General features: G+C 58.8%; 18 protein-coding genes. 13 read left to right on the top strand and 5 right to left on the bottom strand.

The genetic code is table 11. The features are described from left to right. Positions 1-67: 67 nt before the first annotated feature. From GO499_RS10205 to GO499_RS10175, 7 genes are all read left to right on the top strand, one after another. Positions 68-916 carry a fumarylacetoacetate hydrolase family protein gene (locus GO499_RS10205; RefSeq protein WP_161862090.1) on the top strand — a complete coding sequence of 283 codons (849 nt, stop codon included), beginning with the start codon at positions 68-70 and terminating at the stop codon, positions 914-916. A 122-nt stretch (positions 917-1,038) separates the two neighbouring features. Continuing rightward, entirely contained in the window at positions 1,039-2,019 is a 981-nt protein-coding gene (dctP, locus tag GO499_RS10200; RefSeq protein ID WP_161863919.1) for a TRAP transporter substrate-binding protein DctP, read from the top strand. A 72-nt stretch (positions 2,020-2,091) separates the two neighbouring features. Further along, a complete protein-coding gene (locus tag GO499_RS10195; RefSeq protein ID WP_161862089.1) occupies positions 2,092-2,640 on the top strand; it encodes a TRAP transporter small permease in 549 nt (182 codons plus the stop codon). Further along, positions 2,640-3,956, top strand: coding sequence for a TRAP transporter large permease (locus GO499_RS10190; RefSeq protein ID WP_161862088.1), 1,317 nt, complete (start codon positions 2,640-2,642; stop codon positions 3,954-3,956). The genes GO499_RS10195 and GO499_RS10190 overlap by 1 nt, the downstream gene beginning before the upstream one ends. Before the next feature lie 10 nt (positions 3,957-3,966). Beyond that, positions 3,967-5,457, top strand: a complete 1,491-nt coding sequence (locus GO499_RS10185) for a malonate--CoA ligase (protein ID WP_161862087.1) — start codon at positions 3,967-3,969, stop codon at positions 5,455-5,457. 308 nt (positions 5,458-5,765) lie between these two features. Further along, on the top strand, positions 5,766-6,938 hold the full coding sequence (locus GO499_RS10180) for a DegT/DnrJ/EryC1/StrS family aminotransferase (RefSeq protein ID WP_284154676.1): 1,173 nt from the start codon (positions 5,766-5,768) through the stop codon (positions 6,936-6,938). Between the two features lie 151 nt (positions 6,939-7,089). After that, the gene (locus GO499_RS10175; protein WP_161862086.1) at positions 7,090-8,241 is read left to right on the top strand and encodes a glycosyltransferase; all 1,152 of its coding nucleotides are present in this window, start codon (positions 7,090-7,092) and stop codon (positions 8,239-8,241) included. Positions 8,242-8,255: 14 nt separating this feature from the next. Here the strand turns inward: GO499_RS10175 and GO499_RS10170 are convergent, their stop codons facing one another. From GO499_RS10170 to GO499_RS10150, 5 genes are all read right to left on the bottom strand, one after another. After that, a complete protein-coding gene (locus tag GO499_RS10170; protein WP_161862085.1) occupies positions 8,256-8,468 on the bottom strand; it encodes a DUF1127 domain-containing protein in 213 nt (70 codons plus the stop codon). Between the two features lie 29 nt (positions 8,469-8,497). After that, positions 8,498-8,929, bottom strand: coding sequence for an STAS domain-containing protein (locus tag GO499_RS10165; RefSeq protein WP_161862084.1), 432 nt, complete (start codon positions 8,927-8,929; stop codon positions 8,498-8,500). A gap of 30 nt (positions 8,930-8,959) precedes the next feature. After that, entirely contained in the window at positions 8,960-10,162 is a 1,203-nt protein-coding gene (locus GO499_RS10160; RefSeq protein WP_161862083.1) for a cytochrome P450, read from the bottom strand. Between the two features lie 223 nt (positions 10,163-10,385). Further along, positions 10,386-12,011, bottom strand: coding sequence for an FAD/NAD(P)-binding protein (locus GO499_RS10155; RefSeq protein ID WP_161862082.1), 1,626 nt, complete (start codon positions 12,009-12,011; stop codon positions 10,386-10,388). Positions 12,012-12,127: 116 nt separating this feature from the next. Further along, positions 12,128-12,577, bottom strand: coding sequence for a MarR family winged helix-turn-helix transcriptional regulator (locus GO499_RS10150; protein WP_161862081.1), 450 nt, complete (start codon positions 12,575-12,577; stop codon positions 12,128-12,130). Between the two features lie 80 nt (positions 12,578-12,657). On the opposite strand from GO499_RS10150, the gene hmgA reads away from it, so the two are divergent. The 6 genes from hmgA to GO499_RS10120 are packed head-to-tail and all read left to right on the top strand — an operon-like array spanning position 12,658 to position 18,254. Further along, positions 12,658-14,019 carry a homogentisate 1,2-dioxygenase gene (gene hmgA, locus GO499_RS10145; protein WP_161862080.1) on the top strand — a complete coding sequence of 454 codons (1,362 nt, stop codon included), beginning with the start codon at positions 12,658-12,660 and terminating at the stop codon, positions 14,017-14,019. Beyond that, complete coding sequence (locus tag GO499_RS10140) at positions 14,016-14,975, top strand: fumarylacetoacetate hydrolase family protein (RefSeq protein WP_161862079.1); 960 nt, start codon at positions 14,016-14,018, stop codon at positions 14,973-14,975. The genes hmgA and GO499_RS10140 overlap by 4 nt, the downstream gene beginning before the upstream one ends. Then, on the top strand, positions 14,972-15,922 hold the full coding sequence (locus GO499_RS10135; protein WP_161862078.1) for an MBL fold metallo-hydrolase: 951 nt from the start codon (positions 14,972-14,974) through the stop codon (positions 15,920-15,922). The genes GO499_RS10140 and GO499_RS10135 overlap by 4 nt, the downstream gene beginning before the upstream one ends. After that, on the top strand, positions 15,919-16,437 hold the full coding sequence (locus GO499_RS10130) for a DinB family protein (RefSeq protein WP_161862077.1): 519 nt from the start codon (positions 15,919-15,921) through the stop codon (positions 16,435-16,437). The genes GO499_RS10135 and GO499_RS10130 overlap by 4 nt, the downstream gene beginning before the upstream one ends. Before the next feature lie 9 nt (positions 16,438-16,446). After that, positions 16,447-18,057, top strand: coding sequence for an FAD-dependent monooxygenase (locus GO499_RS10125; protein WP_161862076.1), 1,611 nt, complete (start codon positions 16,447-16,449; stop codon positions 18,055-18,057). Next, on the top strand, positions 18,057-18,254 hold the full coding sequence (locus tag GO499_RS10120) for a DUF2783 domain-containing protein (RefSeq protein WP_161862075.1): 198 nt from the start codon (positions 18,057-18,059) through the stop codon (positions 18,252-18,254). The genes GO499_RS10125 and GO499_RS10120 overlap by 1 nt, the downstream gene beginning before the upstream one ends. Position 18,255 lies beyond the last annotated feature (1 nt).

Here is an 18,255-nt window from a genome sequence, read left to right as displayed (position 1 = left end):
GCTCCCATCTGTTTGGCGTATCCATCCGCAGGAATCGGAAAAATATCAAGCCTTTGGGGAGATAAACATGAAACTGCTGCGTTGGGGACCGAAAGGATCTGAAAAGCCGGGTGCGTTGGACGGGGACGGTGTAATCCGAGACCTGTCAGCTGCGACGGCGGATTTCAATGGCGATACAGTGTCGCTGGAGGCGCTTGATGCACTGAAGAAACTGGATCTGTCGTCGATGCCGGTAGTTCCGAAAGACACGCGGATCGGATGTATTCTGGCCGATGTTCCGAACTTCTTCTGCATTGGACTGAACTACCGTGAACATGCGGTGGAGAGCAATCTGCCAATCCCCGAAGAACCAATCATTTTTTCCAAGGCAACGAGCGCCCTTTCCGGCCCATTCGATGACGTGATCCTCCCGAAAGGATGCACAAAAGGTGATTGGGAAGTTGAGCTTGGTATCGTGATCGGTAGAGAATGTTCCTATGTCGGCGAGGATGAGGCGCTGGACTATGTGGCCGGCTACTGCACGATCAATGACGTTTCCGAGCGTGCCTTTCAGGCGGAGCGTGGTGGCCAGTGGATCAAGGGTAAATCCTGCCCGACTTTCGGTCCGTGCGGCCCATACCTTGTAACGGCGGACGAAGTGCCGGATCCGCAAACTCTGGGCGTCGAACTTACCATCGACGGGGAAGTGCAGCAGAAGCACACAACAGCGGACATGATATTCACGGTCAAGGAGATCATCTCTTACATGAGCCAGTTCATGACGCTGCGGGTCGGCGACATTATTGCCACCGGCACGCCGCAGGGAGTGGGCATGGGCCAGAAGCCTCCGCGTTATCTGAAGGCTGGCGAAGTCATGGAAATTGAGGTCGAGGGCCTTGGTCGCCAGCGCCAGGTTGTGAAAAGCTATGCGGGCTGACCCCTCCGCCCGTTCCCTGCGCCGCTAGTCGGCGCAGGGATATGCAATTGACTGCACGTCATCCACAAGAGATGGTAGCGGCAGAACCGGCGCAGACCGGCAAAATCCTTAAGGGAGGAACCATGACAAGCAAATATATCGCGCCTGCGATCGCACTGGCATTTGTGGGCGGCGTCGCCCAAGCCGAGGAACTGCGACTATCTCATCAGTGGTCCAACAGCGATGTGCGCCACAAGGTGGCAGCAATCGTGGCCGAGGAAGTGGCGGCAGCGGATGTTGATCTGGAAATCAAGATCTTCGGCTCATCTTCGCTTTTCAAGGCTCGCGAGCAGTACACGCCGCTGAGCCGCGGTCAACTCGACATGACGGTGCTGCCGCTGAGCTATGCGGGCGGGCAACAGCCAGCATACAACCTGACGCTGATGCCTGGGCTTGTGAAGAACCACGACCACGCTGCGCGTCTATCGGAGTCTCCGTTCATGGCGGCGCTGGAACAGAAGATGGCCGACGATGATGTCATGGTGCTGGTTCACGGCTACCTGGCCGGCGGATTTGCCGGTAAAGACAACTGCATAACCAAGCCGGAGGACGTGGACGGACTGCAGACGCGGGCGGCTGGCAAGGCTTTTGAGCAAATGCTGGCGGGCGCGGGCGCTTCAATTGCCTCGATGGCGTCTTCCGAAATTTACAATGCGATGCAAACCGGTGTTCTTAATGCCGCGAATACGTCGTCTTCTTCGTTCGTTTCCTACAGGATTTACGAGCAGGTAAGTTGCTACACGCCTGCTGGTGACGTGGCGCTTTGGTTTATGTATCAGCCCTTGTTGATGAACAAATCGACATTTGAGGGGTTGAACGAAGAACAGCAGGCAGCGTTGTTGGCAGGTGCGGAGAAAGCGCAGGCATTCTATTTGGAAGAGGCCAAGAAAGAAGATGCGGCGTCTGCCGAGGTTTTCGAGAAGGCCGGTGTTGAAATTGCGCAGATGACTGATGAGGACTTCGCCGCCTGGCGGCAATTGGCTCAGGAAACTTCGTACAAGGCGTTTGTCGAAGAGGTTCCAGACGGGCAGGAATTGCTCGATATGGCACTTTCGGTCGAGTGATCAGATTTCCGGAGCGGCGATGCCGCCGCTCCGGCAAGTTTTGAATTACCCTTCAAATACAGTGAGTTACGAATGGCCGGTCTTTCCCGCGCTACGGTTGCACCCGTCGGCGACAACCTTTTCCTGAAGGCAGTGGCAGCGATCTCCACGGTTTCCGGCTGGGTGTCGGCGGCAATGATTGTTGCCGCAGTTGCAATCACTTGCCAAATGATCTTCGTCCGTTTTGTGTTAAACGACTCCACCATATGGCAGACCGAAGCTGTGATCTATCTGGTCATCGCGGCGACACTTTTGGGGCTTGCATACGTCCAGAGGCTGAGAGGTCATGTGAATGTGGATCTGGTGCCATTGGCGCTTCCGTCGAAGCTGCGGATGGCGCTGTACCTCGTGGTTCTGGTAGCTGGAATTGGTATGGTTTCGGTATTGTTTTGGTATGGCTACGAGTTCTGGCATTTCGCCTGGGAGCGGGGCTGGCGATCGGACACCGTTTGGGGGGTGAAGCTGTGGATCCCCTATCTGTCGTTGCCTGTTGGACTGGGCCTGCTATGGCTGCAACTGGTTGCCGACCTCGTGGCTGTGCTGCTTGGGATTGACCAGCCATTCGGTCTCGAGGAGCGCTAATGGACCCGTTACTTTTGGGCGGTCTGGTTGCGCTCGTCACCATCCTGGTGTTGTTTTCAGGCGTATCGGTCGCCATGGGATTGCTGATCGTTTCGGCGGGATTTCTGATCGTGTTCGACGGCATGCGCTCTCTGGAACTGATGCCTGAAATCCTGTTCGGAAAGCTGGATAACTTTGCGCTGCTTTCCATCCCGATGTTCATCATCATGGGTGCCTCCATTGCCTCTACGCGTGCTGGAGCCGACCTGTACGAGGCACTCGAGCGTTGGCTGACGCGGGTTCCGGGCGGCTTGGTGATTTCCAACCTCGGGGCCTGTGCATTGTTCGCTGCGATGTCCGGCTCCAGTCCGGCGACCTGCGCTGCAATTGGCAAGATGGGCATTCCGGAGATGCGTAAGCGTGGCTATCCCGACGGAGTGGCGGCCGGGTCTATCGCGGCGGGTGGCACACTGGGCATCCTGATCCCACCATCCGTCACCATGATTGTCTACGGCATTGCAACCGAGACTTCGATCGGACGGCTGTTTCTGGCAGGTGTTTTTCCCGGGCTGATGCTGGTGATGCTGTTCATGGCATGGTCGCTCTACTCCACATGGAAGTCGGGCGATACAGGTGTACTCTCTCAGCGTAGCTACAGCTGGCGGGAGAAGTTCGAGATTCTGCCACGGGTGCTGCCGTTCCTCGCCATCATCATTGGTGTGCTATACGCAATGTATGGCGGTGTTGCCACGCCATCGGAGACTGCCGCTGTGGGGGCGCTCTTGTGCCTGGTGATCGCGGTCGTGATATACAAGCTTTGGCACCCGCGGGCACTGTGGGTGGTGCTGCGGGACAGCACCAAGGAAAGCGTGATGATCCTGTTCATCATCGCCGCCGCGGGTGTGTTTTCCTACATGCTCTCGAGCCTGTTCATCACGCAATCCATCGCCGAATGGATCGGCACGCTGGACGTAAACCGCTGGGTGCTGATGGGGGCGATTAACGTCTTCCTGCTGATCGCAGGGTTCTTTCTGCCGCCGGTGGCGGTGATCCTGATGGCGGCGCCCATCCTGTTGCCGATCATCACAACGGCGGGATTCGATCCGATCTGGTTTGCCGTGGTGCTGACGATCAATATGGAAATCGGGCTGATTTCTCCGCCCGTCGGCCTGAACCTCTACGTGATCAACGGCATCGCGCCCGACATCTCGTTGAAGACTATCCTGCTCGGCTCCCTGCCGTTTGTGGCCTGCATGGTGTTGGGTATCGTGCTTTTGTGCTTGTTTCCCGGTATCGCGACATGGTTACCGAATGCGGTAATGGGCGGAGCGATCTGAAGGGGACGTCATGACCAACCCACTGTACGATAGTCTGTTCGGCGTACACGCGGGCAAGGAGAGCGTGTTTCTGCATCTAGCGGATGCGCAGACGCTGACCCACGCAGAGTTCGTGACGCGGGCGGCGCAATTTGCGCATGCATTGACAGAGCTAGGCGCGGTTGCCGGCGACAGGGTGGCAATGCAGGTTGAGAAATGTGCCGATGCACTGGCTGTCTATGCGGCCTGCGTGCAGGCGGGTTTGATTTTTCTGCCTCTGAACACTGCATATACCGGCGACGAACTGGGCTATTTCATAGCCAACAGTGGCGCGAGAGTCTTCGTTTGCGAGGCGGCACGTCTGGAAGAGTTGCAGTCGGCGGCAGGTGAGCCTACGCGCCTCATCGCGCTTTCAGGTGCGGCATCGCTGGCAGAGTTGGCGGACAGGGCGCCGACCACATTCAAGACTGTCGCGCGACAGCCGGATGACCTTGCTGCGTTTCTTTACACTTCCGGTACGACGGGACGTTCAAAGGGGGCGATGCTGAGCCAGCGCAATCTGCTCTCGAACTCGCAGGTCCTGGTAGATTACTGGCGATTCACTGAAGATGACGTTCTGCTTCACGCTTTGCCGATCTTCCACACACACGGGCTGTTCGTGGCAACGAACGTCTCGCTGCTGGCTGGCGGCTCAATGATTTTCCTACCGAAGTTCGACATCAACGAGATGATCCGGCTGATGCCGCAGGCCACCACCATGATGGGCGTGCCGACCTTCTATACACGGCTACTGGGCGATCCACGCTTCGATGGGGACCTGACGGGGCATATGCGGTTGTTCGTTTCCGGCTCTGCGCCGCTTTTGTCGGAAACGCACGTGCAGTTCGAGGAACGCACGGGCCATCGCATCCTGGAGCGATACGGGATGACCGAAACGAACATGAACACCTCCAACCCTTATGAGGGCGAGCGGCGAGCCGGGACCGTCGGGCTTCCGTTGCCGGGCGTGGAATTGAAGATCACCGATCCTGCATCAGGGAAAACACTGGCGGAAGGGGAGATCGGACAGATCGAGGTGCGTGGAGACAACGTGTTTCAGGGCTACTGGCAGATGCCGGAGAAGACGGCCGAGGAATTGCGCGCGGACGGTTTTTTCATCACCGGGGATCTCGGGCGGATCGGTCCGGACGGTTATGTGGAGATCGTGGGACGTAACAAGGATCTGATCATCTCTGGCGGCTACAACATCTATCCCAAGGAGATAGAGACCGTGCTGGATGAGTCCCCGGATGTGCTGGAAAGCGCAGTCATCGGTGTGCCACATGCCGACTTCGGGGAGAGTGTGGTGGCGGTGTTGGTTCCGGCGGCTGGCACAGCGCCCGACATTGAGGCGCTGGACGCATTGATCTCGACGCGGTTGGCCCGCTTCAAGCATCCGCGACGTTACGAATTGCTGGATGCACTGCCGCGCAACGCAATGGGCAAGGTGCAGAAGGCGGCGTTGCGGCAGAAGTTTTCCTGAGCTACTGCCCGAAACAGCGGCAATGAACACTGCCGTCGCGTGAATTTTAAAGTAATGTCACGTTCATCACTGTCGATGTCGGAGTGACGACCTATTGTCCTGAGTGACATTGCGGCAAAATTTTGACGCAAGGGCCGATAATGTGGCAAAAGGTGCTTATTTCGTAAGTGAGTTTTATGATTCCCCAAGACGTCGCGGGGTGGGGTGCGTCGGACGGGACCGAATGTGACGAGTGTGAACGGTGACAGGACAACGACAAGGCGGAAGTGTGTCTTCCGATGCGGGCGTCAGTTTGGGTGGGCTGACCGATGTTTGAACAGGGCAAGGCGATGACTCCGGACGACGACAGTGGGACGGGGGATGTAAGGCTTGTTCGCCCCAGTCTGCCGCCGCTGGCCGACTTGCAGCCGTATCTCGAAAAAATCTGGGACAGCCGCTGGCTTACCAATGCCGGACCTCTGCACGGACGCTTGGAGGCTGCGCTGTGCGACTATCTCGGGGTAGAGCATCTGGCGCTGGTGGGAAACGCTACGCTGGGACTGGTCGCCGCGATGAAAGTGGCGGAGAGCCAGCAGGGCATGAGCGCGGCGGGTGAGGTGATCACCACGCCGTTTACCTTTGTGGCGACGGCGAATGCTATCCGCTTTGCCGGGCACGAGCCGGTATTTGCCGATATCGACCCGTTTACGCTGAACCTTTCGCCAGCGGCAGTTGAACCATTGATCACCGAGCGCACACGGGCAATCCTCGCCGTGCATGCCTTCGGGGTGCCATGCGATGTGGACGGGCTGGAGGCATTGGGCCGGAAGCACGGCATTCCGGTGATCTATGACGCTGCGCACGCGTTCGGGGTGCGGCATCGCGGGCAGGGGTTGGCAGCTTTCGGCGACTACTCGGTACTCAGCTTCCACGCGACCAAGGTCTTCAATACGTTCGAGGGCGGCGCCGTCGTTTGCCAGGATGCGGCTGCGAAGCGGCGGCTGGACCAGTTCAGCAACAACGGATTCGAGAGCGAGACAGAGATCGCGCTTGTGGGGCTCAACGCGAAGATGAGCGAGCTGCATGCGGCTGTTGGGCTTGCGCAATTGCCTTATGTCGGCGCGGAAATCAAAAGGCGGGCCGAGGTGACGGCGCGATATTGCGCTGCATTTCGGGAGGTGGACGGTATCAGATGCATATGTCCGGAAAATGCCGAGGGGCACAATTATTATGCTATGCCCATCCTGCTTGGCGAGGCTTATCCGCTGAACAGAGACCAGTTGTGGCTGCGGATGAAGGAGGCCGGGATCGTGACACGACGTTACTTCCATCCGCTGGTCTGCGACATGGAGGGATATCGCGACTTGCCGTCTGGTGGAAAAGGCAGACTGAGTGCGGCGCGGGCCATCGCGGAGCGCATCTTGTGCCTGCCTCTTTACCCGGACATCGGCCGTGCCGATCAGCAACGGGTGATAGACAGGATACGGCAGTTCGGTCGTTGACCGATGCGCTGGGCCCGTTTGGGACCGCTTGATATCGACCAAATGGATTAATGAAGACGCATTCTCTCAAGTTATTTTCTGCTTATAGCGAATGCCCCAATGGAAGACGTGACCGACACCGATGCTGCGAAACGAGTTGATACTCCTTCCCATGCTGAAGGCGAACCGGGGCGAGCGTGGCGGCTTGGTTATTACTCGAAAGTACATGGAAGGCGCTGCGGAGTTTGCAAAGACCTGGCCGGGGCCGGTGACGTCTCTTTTTGAAGTTTCGCCGACACGAACCACGGATCTTGATCATATCGAGGTGACGCCCGATGAAATGGGTACGGGAATAGAAGAACGGCCTGGCAACCTCGACGCACTGGCGGATCGGGTGCGCAATTCGGCCGGAGCGCTGACGTATCTCTGCCGCGAGGAAGGACCTACGGCAAAGATGTTTCATCGGATTGGCGTACCACTGGTGTTTACCAGCGAGTATTCCCACAGGACGGAACGGCAGATCATCAATGCGACGACCGCCAACCCGATACTGCGCATCCGGCGTAAACATTGGATGTGGAACGCGCAGCGCTCCTGCAGGGCATCGTTGCGGATATCTGCGGGGTTGCAATGTTCAGGCACGCCGACTTATCGGCAATTTCACAACATCAAGCCGGATGCGCTGTTGTTTTTCGACAATCGGGTTCGCACGACAGATGTCATTTCCGAGGTGAACCTGGAAAGAAAAGCCGGGGTACTGGCGGCAAAACGCCCGTTGCGACTGGTGTTCGGTGGGCGGTTAATATCCATGAAGGGGGTACGTTATCTGCCCTTGGTGGCAGAGGCTCTGCGGCGTCGGCATATTCCGTTCACGATGGAAATCTACGGCAACGGACCGCTGGAACAGAAGTTGCGGAATGACATTGCTACACGCGAACTCGGTGGTTGCGTCATGCTGCGCGGAGCACTGGATTTTCGGACAGGCTGGACGGCGGCGTTGCGGGATGGGGCCGATCTTTTCGTCTGCTGCCATCCGCAGGGCGACCCGTCGAGTACATACCCGGAAGTCATGTCCTGTGGTGTGCCGATTGTCGGCTTCGGGAACGAGGCGTTCGAAGGGGTGGTCGATACATCGGGCAGCGGCTTCGTAACGCCATTGGGAGACGTGGAGGCGCTGGCGGCACGGATCGCGCAATTGCACTCTGACCGGAACGCACTGATCGAAGCCGCGCGCGTGGCACGCGGCTTCGCACTGGAGAATTCTTTCGAAGTGACGTTCCGGCGAAGGATGGAGCACATGATCGCTTGCTCCCGCCTAGCTTAAACTGGAATTGCCGTTCAGCCGAAGGGCAGGAACTTCCGCGGATAGCCAACCTGATCACGGGTGAGGCCGATATCGTCCAGCATCCAGTCGGACATTTGGCGCAGTTTTTCTGCCTCGCGCTGCTGCCGGTCATACTCCACGAGGATGGCCAGGAAGCGGCTGAAGACAGAACGCGGCTTAGGGAGAGGGCGTGACGGCCCGGTATTGGAAATCGCTACGATAGACACTTGAGTTTCCTTTTGGTTTGGACTTGCGATCAGCCGATGGCGGCAAGGGGTTGGTTGATTTGAGGTCTGGCACCCTGCGACCGGTCATCGGATAGCCGAAGCAGGACATGGCGATGCGATGCTTCCTCGCACAACCGTGCGGCGGCGGCGTCGAGGGTCGGCTCGAACTTCAGGAGATTGTCGATACCGCATCCACGAAGGAGAGCGGTGACGTTGGCGTTGGCGCCGGAGATCAGCATCTGCCCTCTTCGACGCTGCATCAGCTTGGCGGCGACAATGATGCCACGGAGACCTGCGCGGGTTGCCGAGGGCACGGCTGCCAAGTCGACGATGAAGTTGTCGCTGCCACGGGGCAGGGCGAAGAGCAGCCGTTCGTAGAGATGGCCGGCGGCCAGTAGGTTCATCGGACCTTCGATGTGGACGATAGTCGTATCGCGGGTTTGGGCGAACTGGACTTGCATGGTACGTTACCTATGACGAACTGTCGGCGCTCAGGCCGGGATGCGGGTGATCATCGGGGTGATCTGGCGGATACCGCCAAAGCCGATAAGTTGTGGTGGTGCTTCGAGAGTGATGCCGGGGGCGCCGGCAATGAGGGCTGTAAGGCTTTCCTGCAACTCGATCCGAGCCAGCATTTCACCTATGCAGCGGTGTGGGCCATCACCGAAGACCGTGTGCAGGCGCGGATGATCCTCTCGACGTATGTCGAAACGTTCCGGGTCGGCGTAGAGTGCGGGATCGCGCATCGCCGACATGGTGCTGAGACGCAGGAGCGAGCCCTTGGGCACCATTGTGTCACCGATTTGGATATCGACAACCGTGAAGCGGGTTATGGAACCTACGGAAGGTTCGTACCGCAACGCTTCGGCGACGGCCCCAGGGATCAGTGACGGGTCTGACTGGACCGCCTGCCATTGATCAGGCCTTTCCAGCAGAAGATATACAAGCACAGCAAAGGCCGCTCTTGTCGTATCGGTGCCACCGACGATCAGGCCGAGAATCTGGTGAACGAGAGACTCAAAGGAAAGGTTTCGATGTTCCTGCCAGTCCGCGACGAGGCCGGTAAGCAGGTCGTCCTTCGGAGTTTGTATCCGCTCATGCAACTGATCCTCAACAAAGCCGAAGAGTTCTGATGTCGCCTGCTCGATCTCTCCATGAATATCGATTGGGTAAATTGGTGACACTGCGCGGGAGATGGAATAGGCGGCATGGGTGAAATAGGGGACGGTGACTTCAGGCAGGCCCAGAAGCGCAGCGGTCATTTTGGCGGGAACTTGTGCCGCCATGGTGTCCACGAAATCAAAGGATGTGTTGCGCGGGAGGCTGAATACTATCTGATCGGCGATGCTGCGGATTCTGGCGGTTTCAGACTGCATGGCGCTGTAGGCAAAGGTCCGGGCAAACAACCCACGCCGGTCCCTATGCGGCTTGCCGTTTGACAGCAGAAAGAAATCGCTGAGCAGGCGGCGTGTCGCGCCGTCGGGGATACTCTGAAGTTGGCAAAAGGTGCTGCCTTCCACCTGGATGGTACGGTCATCCTTCAGCAGCCGCTGTACATCGGTGGCGCGCAAAGCCATGTATTGACGCTCCCCGAGACTGATGACGGCATGGTGCGGTCGAAGGGCCGCGAACTCGTTGTGAGGCGCCTGTGCAAGGATGGCGGGATCGACCAGCGGCGCGGTCGTTGCAGGCATTTTGTGATACATTTTTTCCCCAATACTTTGATGCATAAGGACGCAACCCGCCGGCATGACTTCATGCAGCGACGGGCCGGCCCGGATGGGAAGGAATTGGGGTGCAGACGTGGAAGCCAGCGTGGGTTTCGTGGTGGTAACACCGGCGGGGGCGGGCGACTCCAGCGTTTGAATACCCCCGAAATTGTGACGGATGGCACAGGTTTGGCGCTGGTTTCTCGGGTCAACCGATGCGCGAGACGACCCCGTTGGCCCAGCGGCGGGTTGCGTCGCCGAAGCAGTCATGGATCGAGTCGACCGCGATAATGCTGCCGAGCGCCATGCGGCCAAGCAGGCAGAGACCGTCGCGGGTATTTCCGTCGCGGCCGACGAGTTGGCCGTCACTTTCGATCTGTGCGCCGAGACCGTCACGAACAGGGCGAACCAGACCATCGTCGATGAGGCTGCGCAGGAGCGGTTGGGTGATGATAGAAATGTCTGGTGAGGGCAGGACGGCATCAATCATTGCCGAGACAGTGACAGTGCCGCCGTTCTCGGTCAGGGACCAGCCATCGGTGGTGGTTTCGATGTCCGGATCATCGGCCGCCCAGAGATGGACGAGTCCCGCTTCGACGAGGATGAGCAACTCGCGCGACGACTCGACGGGCGGGCCGTAGGAGTAACGCTTGAGGGCCTCGTCGAAGCCTATGATCGTCTCTGCTGTTGCTGGCGAAAAGGGTGGGGAGTTGAAGCCGCGGCGCAGGGCGTTCTGCCACTTCCGCCAGACTTGCCCGGCGGCGTAGCCGGGTGTTGGCGGCTGGCGACCCTCGGCCATGGCGATACCGTGGCGTAGGGTTTCTGTGGGGCCGTCCGTTTCAAGGCTGCCCGGTTCCTGTCGCTCTGCTGCCAACCAGTGTTCCGCGTCGCCATCGCCGCTCAGGGCGGAAAGAATGCGCTGAACCGGGGCCACGAGCGGTGCGGTGGCAATGCGTAGCGCGTCATCGCTGGATTTGCCGACGGCCTCACGGAGGGCGGCCTCGAATATTTCGGTTTCGGCCTCAGTCGGGTCGTACAAGGCGTCCTGCGCTGCACCGTCCGGTTTCGGAAAAGCCGGGTGACCGTTAAGGGAGAAGGGCAGGATGCGGGCGGGCTCCGCGCCGGAAGGGATATAGCTGCCATCCTCGAACCTGCCGCCAACGCCTGTTGTCAGCATTCTCAATACGTCATGAGTTGAAAGACCCAAGCCACGGATGGCGATGTTCTTGCCCTGCCATTGATGGGCGGCGGAAAGCAAGTCGCGCGCCGGGTAGGCGGGTAGGAGATCCTTGCCGGTTGCCGCAGCGTGATCCTGCCATGTGGAGAGTTGGGGATCAGGCTCAGACTGTGGCTGACCGGGGGTAAGCAACACCTCGCGGTAGGGGCCGTAGCGCCCTCCGCGCGACTGAAGCCACCAGCCCGAGGCATCCTGTTCCAGCGTCTCGATCTCGGTTGCGATGTGCCTTAGGTGGAGGACTTCGCTGGATGAAAGCTCATCAAATCGCATCTCGAGGTAGGCTCCGAGGTGGGCCCGTGCAGGGTAATGGTCGCTGTCGTGCGGCAAGTTCAGAAAACTGGCAAAGTCGACTTCGCAAAGTGAAGGATCGTGCGGGTCGATGTCTACCGCACGGACGGGAATGTTGAGCAGGCAGAGTGGGGACTCATCTGGGCGAAAATTGGGACCGGCCCCAAGTTTTTCCTCAGGATCGAAGATGTCTATCCCAAGGCGGGTTCCGCTTTTCGCGAGCGAACTGGCCAATGCTTCCAGCGCTCCGAGGCCGCGCGGACCCATGCCGATGATAGCGACGTCGCTATTTCCAGTTTCGACTTCCATCTTGTGTTCCTTGAGTGTCCCTCCGGCGGCAGGCTGAATGACGTGCCGGACGGCCGGAATGGCCTTGGTGTTGCATTGGTTATAGCGTGAACATGCAGCGAGGCGATGGGCTCAGACTATTCACTGTCACCATGATCTGCCAGTTTGCGTAGTACCCGTTTCAATGTCTTGGCATCTCGTTGGCCGAGGCGTGCGACAAGGGCCGTCTCAAAGGCGGCTGCCGCATTTGCAAGATCAAGGTATGCGGTGCGACCGGGCGGACGAAGACTGAGCAACTCAAAGCGGCGATCATCGGGCAATGTCCGCCTCGTCAGGAAACGTTTCTCTTCCAGTGCCCGGACAGCGCGGGATATCTTGGTCTTGTGGATGCGAGCGCGGATGCCGATGTCCTTGGCCGTCATGTCACCGTAGCGACCGATGTGGAAGAGGACGCGCCATTCCGGTCGGGTCATTCCATAGCGGGATTTGTAGGTTGCCGAGAACTCGAGGCTTTCAACCTCGGCCGCAATGTTAAGCAAATAGGGCGTGAAATCTGTCAGATCGAAGGGTTCGACGGGGTCGGTCATGCAGTCAACATTAACGTTGTTAGTTACAAAATCTACTATTAAGCCGACGAGAGGGCAACGCACTACAGAGGGAGGCTGCAATGAACGATCAGAGCAGGATTTCAGGTTTGACCCGGATGTCGGGAATTTCCGCCCTTCACGAAGGCTACATGCCCGGATTTGGGAATGACTTCGAGACCGAGGCGCTGCCGGGCGCATTGCCAGAAGGGCGAAACAGCCCTCAGAAATGTGCTTATGGCCTGTACGGCGAGCAGCTTTCCGGCACGGCTTTCACTGCACCAAGCCACCAGAACGAGCGGACATGGTGCTATCGGATCCGGCCGTCCGTAAAGCACACTGGACGGTTCCGGCGGATCGACATGCCGTATTGGAAATCGGCACCGCATGTTTTGGAAGATGTCACGTCGCTCGGCCAATATCGCTGGGATCCTGTGCCGCATAGTCAGGAGACCCTGACGTGGCTAACGGGCATGCGAACAATGACGACCGCAGGCGATGTCTACACACAGGCGGGAATGGCGAGCCATATCTATCTCGTCACGGCGTCGATGGAGGACGCCTATTTCTATTCTGCCGACAGTGAATTGCTGGTGGTGCCGCAGGATGGACAGTTGAGGTTTTGTACCGAGCTTGGGGTAATCGAGATCGCCGTGGGCGAAATCGTCATTCTGCCGCGCGGTCTGGTGTACAGGGTGGAAGTTATCGACGGGCCGGCGCGCGGTTTCGTATGCGAGAACTATGGCCAGAAGTTCGCCTTGCCCGGTCGTGGACCGATCGGCGCAAACTGCATGGCCAACCGTCGCGACTTCAAGGTGCCTGTGGCGGCATTCGAAGACCGGGACGCGGATAGTACCGTTACTGTCAAATGGCAGGGCCAGTTTCACGAGACACGGATCGGCCATTCACCGCTGGACGTGGTCGCATGGCATGGCAATTATGCGCCGGTAAAGTATGACCTGAACACCTATTGTCCGGTAGGAGCCATACTCTTCGACCACCCGGACCCATCTATATTCACCGTGCTGACGGCACCTTCCGGGGTGGAGGGCACAGCTAACATCGACTTCGTCTTGTTTCGCGATCGATGGATGGTGGCGGAAAATACGTTCCGTCCGCCGTGGTACCACAAGAACGTCATGTCTGAACTGATGGGCAATATCTATGGCCAATACGATGCCAAACCAAAGGGTTTCGTCCCCGGTGGCATGAGTTTGCACAATATGATGTTGCCGCATGGGCCAGATAAAGATGCGTTCGAAGGAGCAAGCAACGCGGACTTGAAACCGGGCAAGCTGGAAAACACCATGTCATTCATGTTCGAGACACGGTTTCCGCAGCACCTCACGGAATTCGCTGCGAAGGAAGCGCCGTTGCAGGATGATTACATCGACTGCTGGAACGGATTGAAGAAGCATTTCAACGGCACGCCGGAGGGGATGTGAAACTCGCGACCCTTCGACAGGACGGCGCACCGGACGGACGACTAGTGATAGTGGCCGATGATCTGCTATCGGCCCGTCCGGCAAGCGCACCAAGCTTGCAAGCGGTGCTGGACGGGGCGCCGGTGGAGGCGGTCGGCGAGGAGGTGGTTTTCGATGCGGCGGACTGCTCAGCGCCGCTGCCGCGCGCCTACCAGTTTCTCGATGGGTCGGCCTATGTGAACCACGTGGAACTTGTCAGAAAGGCAAGGGGCGCGACCATGCCCGATAGTTTTTGGACCGACCCGCTGATGTATCAAGGCGGTTCTGACGGGTTCCTCGGACCTTGTCAGGCAATTGTCGGAGACCCCGAATGGGGGATTGATTTCGAGGGTGAGATTGCCGTGATCACCGGGCCCGTGCGAATGGGGGCCAGTGTAACGGAAGCGGCGGATGCGATCCGCTTTGTTATGCTGTGCAACGACGTATCGCTCCGTAACCTGATTCCGGGAGAGTTGGCCAAGGGCTTCGGATTCGTCCAATCAAAACCGGCTTGTGCTTTCTCGCCATTGGCTGTGACACCGGACATCTTGCCAGGCTGGGATGGCGGGCGAATGCACGGGCGGTTGTGCATTGACCTGAACGGAATACCGTTCGGAAGGGCAGAAGCCGGAGAGGATATGACGTTCGATTTTCCAACGCTTATCGCGCATGCGGCGAAGACGCGCGCGTTGGCGGCGGGTACGATCATCGGCTCCGGCACCGTTTCCAACAAGGAAGCCGGCGGGCCGGGACGGCCAGTGTCTGAGGGTGGACGTGGTTATTCATGCATCGCCGAGCAGCGAGTGGTGGAAACGCTGCTGCATGGTGGCCCGAAGACGCGTTTCCTTCATCCTGGCGACCAGGTGGAGATGTGGATGGAGGACGGCGAGGGCCGCACCATCTTTGGCAGAATTTCGCAGAAGGTAGAGGCAATATGAGCAAGGTTTTCGCGTCGCAGGGTGACATGAGTGAAAAAAAGATCAGTTTCACTGAAGTGGGCCGCGGCCTCTATGCCTTCACCGCTGAAGGCGATCCGAACACCGGCGTGATCATCGGCGACGACAGCGTTATGATCGTCGAGGCGCAGGCGACCCCGCGGCTGGCGCGAAAGGTAATCGAGTGCGTGCGCGGTGTGACTGACAAGCCGATCAGCCATTTGGTGCTGACACATTATCACGCCGTTCGGGTTCTCGGAGCCGCGGAATATGGTGCAGAGCAGATCATCATGTCGGATACCGCGCGATCCATGGTCGCCGAGCGGGGTAAGGAAGACTGGGAAAGCGAATTCACGCGGTTTCCACGACTGTTCCAGGGGCATGAGGAAATACCCGGGCTGACATGGCCGACATCCACTTTCACCGGGTCGATGAGTGTTTATCTCGGCAAGCGGCGGATTGATATCATGCAGCTTGGTCGCGCGCATACAGCGGGAGATGCCGTGATTTATGTCGGTGATCAGAACGTGATGTTCACAGGCGACATCGTGGAGTACCACTCCGCCTGCTATTGCGGCGATGGACATTATGGCGATTGGCCGGCAACGCTGGAGCGAATACGCGCACGGCAAGTCGATGCAATCGCGCCGGGGCGGGGCGATGCGCTGGTCGGGCGAGAGATGGTGGACGCGGCACTGGACAGTACGGCCGACTTCGTGACTTCAACCTATCGCTCCGTTGCCCCCGTGGCGTATCGACAAGGCAGCTTGAAAGAAGCCATGGCGGCCTGTCGGCAGATATGCGATCCGAAGTTCGGTGATTATGCGATCTACGAACATTGCCTGCCATTCAATGTGGCCCGGGCCTATGACGAGGCGCTGGGGATGGACACGCCGCGCATCTGGACTGCCGAGCGTGACGCCGCCATGTGGGAGGCGCTGCAGGGATGAGTACGGCGCATTTCGTGCTCATGGCAAAGAACAATGCCTGGGCGAACGCGACCCTATATGATGCGGTTGCCAAACTGAGCTTGGTTGACTTCACGGCGCCGCGACCGGGTTTCTTTCCATCTCTGTGTGCGACGCTGAATCATATTCTATTGGTGGATTTCTTCTATCTTTCGGCGCTTGAAGGGGCGCCGCAATCCTATGGGGAACTCGACAGACCGGACGTCGAGGACCCTGCGGCGATGGCCGCCGAACAGGCGTCGGCAGACGCGCGGCTGATTGCGCTGTGCGAGGGGTTGACGGATGGATCGCTGACGGAGATGCGCGATACTGTGCGCGATAGCGGCAGGGTGGCAGAGAGGGTGGACGCGTTACTACTGCATCTGTTCCAGCACCAGGTGCACCATCGCGGACAGGCACATGTTCAGCTGCAGGATGCCGGGGTCAAACCGCCGCAACTTGACGACTTTCACCTCGAATATGGGCGAGTACCTTCGGCGAAGGTCTGGATAAACTGAGGACAGGCGATGCCGGCATACACCTACGCCCCGCGACCGTTCGTTCGCCCGCCGGAAATGGAGGGTTGGTGCGGGACGCACAAGGTTGCGATCGTTGGCGCCGGTCCCGTCGGGCTGACGCTGGCGATCGATCTGGCGCAGCGTGGTGTTTCTTCGGTTGTTCTAGACGACAACAATGTCGTCTCTGTCGGGTCACGGGCGATCTGCTGGGCGAAGCGTACTCTGGAAATTTTCGATCGGCTTGGCGTGGGCGAACGGATGCTTGCCAAAGGCGTGACGTGGCAGGTGGGGCGGCTGTTTCATGGAGACGATGAAGTCTGCAGCTTTGACCTGTTGCCTGAAGACGGCCACCGGTATCCGGCGTTCATCAATCTTCAGCAATACTATGTCGAAGAGTATCTGATCGAGCGGGCGCTTGAATTCCCGGACCTGATAGACTTGCGATTTTTGTCTCGCGTAACCGACCATGAAGATCAGGGTCCGCATGTTCGGCTGAGCGTAGAAACTCCCGAGGGCAAATACGTGATGGATGCCGAGTGGATGGTCGCCTGCGACGGCGCGAACTCACCGACACGGCAGCGGATGGGGCTGGCTTTCGAGGGGCAGAGTTTCGAGGAGGAGTTCCTGATTGCAGACATCGAGATGCCCGACAGTCCCTTCGGCGACGGACCGCCGGAACGCTGGTTCTGGTTCGACCCTCCGTTTCATGACGGTAAGTCGGCGTTGCTGCATCGACAACCAGACGATATCTACAGGATAGACTTGCAGTTGTCGCGCGGCACGGATGCCAGAACAGAGGCAACAGAGGAACGTGTGAAGCCGCGGATTCGTGAAATCGTCGGGGATCGACACTTCCGACTGGACTGGATGAGCGTCTATCGTTTCCGTTGCGCCCGCCTAGCTCATTTCGCGCACGGGCGCGTATTTTTTGTCGGGGACAGTGCGCATGTCGTATCGCCCTTCGGTGCACGAGGCGGCAACGGAGGGATACAGGACGCCGATAACCTCGGCTGGAAACTGGCGGCCGTGGTGAGAGGGGATGCAGGTCTCGATTTGTTGGAAACTTATGATCGCGAACGAGGGCTTGCCGCAGATGAGAACATAGCAAATTCAGCCCGCGCGACCAATTTCATGACGCCGAAAACGCCTGTGGAGGCGCTGTTTCGAGCCGAAACGCTGCGCATGGCGCATGATCAGCCATTTGCGCGGCGCTTGATCAACTCGGGCCGGCTGTCCGTGCCATGTATCTTGCCGGGGATGGAAGATGCAGGGATCGACGGATGCGCCATCATCCCGGGCATGGCAGCGGTTGATTTACCGGTGGCGGGGGATTGGTTGATCCACCATGTCCACGGCGGGTTCACTCTGGTCGGCTTCGGTGAGGTTGTCTTGCCCGATGTTGCCGGCGTACGCCGAATTGGGATTGGGCAAAGCGGCAAACCCTACACCTGTCTGGCAGATGACGGCCGTTTGGCAGAGGCGCGTTACGGTACGGGTCGGGCCTTCCTCTTCCGTCCGGACGGTCATGTGATCGCAGTATTCGAAACTCCGACAAAGGCGGGTGTCGGCGCGGCGGTTTCGCGCTGCCTGAGAATAGCAAAGGAAGAGGAAACGGTCTGATGCGAGAGATTATGGCGGATGGCCTGGGGGCTGCGGGGGACGACTTTTATGAGGGTCTGATGCGGGCTCACGAAAGTCGCAGCGAGGAGCAAAGCCACGCGCTGAATGCGAGATTGGTGCTGCTGATGGCGAATGAAATAGGAGATGCCGGGCGGTTGAGCGCCCTGCTGGAGACGGCGGCAAGTTACGGAAATTGAA

It is taken from the genome of Algicella marina (assembly GCF_009931615.1).
Taxonomy (GTDB): Bacteria; Pseudomonadota; Alphaproteobacteria; order Rhodobacterales; family Rhodobacteraceae; genus Algicella; species Algicella marina.
Note: the sequence above shows the minus strand (reverse complement) of the source record. Positions and strands in the feature narration are given on the sequence as shown.

What these genes read in the sequence shown, in the direction of transcription:
- GO499_RS10130 (WP_161862077.1), top strand. Translation starts at nt 15,919, where the DNA reads ATGAGTACGGCGCATTTCGTGCTCATGGCAAAGAACAATGCCTGGGCG.
- hmgA (WP_161862080.1), top strand. Translation starts at nt 12,658, where the DNA reads ATGAACGATCAGAGCAGGATTTCAGGTTTGACCCGGATGTCGGGAATT.
- GO499_RS10175 (WP_161862086.1), top strand. Translation starts at nt 7,090, where the DNA reads ATGCTGAAGGCGAACCGGGGCGAGCGTGGCGGCTTGGTTATTACTCGA.
- GO499_RS10155 (WP_161862082.1), bottom strand. Translation starts at nt 12,011, where the DNA reads ATGGAAGTCGAAACTGGAAATAGCGACGTCGCTATCATCGGCATGGGT.
- GO499_RS10205 (WP_161862090.1), top strand. Translation starts at nt 68, where the DNA reads ATGAAACTGCTGCGTTGGGGACCGAAAGGATCTGAAAAGCCGGGTGCG.
- GO499_RS10180 (WP_284154676.1), top strand. Translation starts at nt 5,766, where the DNA reads ATGTTTGAACAGGGCAAGGCGATGACTCCGGACGACGACAGTGGGACG.
- GO499_RS10125 (WP_161862076.1), top strand. Translation starts at nt 16,447, where the DNA reads ATGCCGGCATACACCTACGCCCCGCGACCGTTCGTTCGCCCGCCGGAA.
- GO499_RS10185 (WP_161862087.1), top strand. Translation starts at nt 3,967, where the DNA reads ATGACCAACCCACTGTACGATAGTCTGTTCGGCGTACACGCGGGCAAG.
- GO499_RS10195 (WP_161862089.1), top strand. Translation starts at nt 2,092, where the DNA reads ATGGCCGGTCTTTCCCGCGCTACGGTTGCACCCGTCGGCGACAACCTT.
- GO499_RS10190 (WP_161862088.1), top strand. Translation starts at nt 2,640, where the DNA reads ATGGACCCGTTACTTTTGGGCGGTCTGGTTGCGCTCGTCACCATCCTG.
- GO499_RS10150 (WP_161862081.1), bottom strand. Translation starts at nt 12,577, where the DNA reads ATGACCGACCCCGTCGAACCCTTCGATCTGACAGATTTCACGCCCTAT.
- GO499_RS10160 (WP_161862083.1), bottom strand. Translation starts at nt 10,162, where the DNA reads ATGCCTGCAACGACCGCGCCGCTGGTCGATCCCGCCATCCTTGCACAG.
- GO499_RS10135 (WP_161862078.1), top strand. Translation starts at nt 14,972, where the DNA reads ATGAGCAAGGTTTTCGCGTCGCAGGGTGACATGAGTGAAAAAAAGATC.
- GO499_RS10165 (WP_161862084.1), bottom strand. Translation starts at nt 8,929, where the DNA reads ATGCAAGTCCAGTTCGCCCAAACCCGCGATACGACTATCGTCCACATC.
- dctP (WP_161863919.1), top strand. Translation starts at nt 1,039, where the DNA reads ATGACAAGCAAATATATCGCGCCTGCGATCGCACTGGCATTTGTGGGC.
- GO499_RS10120 (WP_161862075.1), top strand. Translation starts at nt 18,057, where the DNA reads ATGCGAGAGATTATGGCGGATGGCCTGGGGGCTGCGGGGGACGACTTT.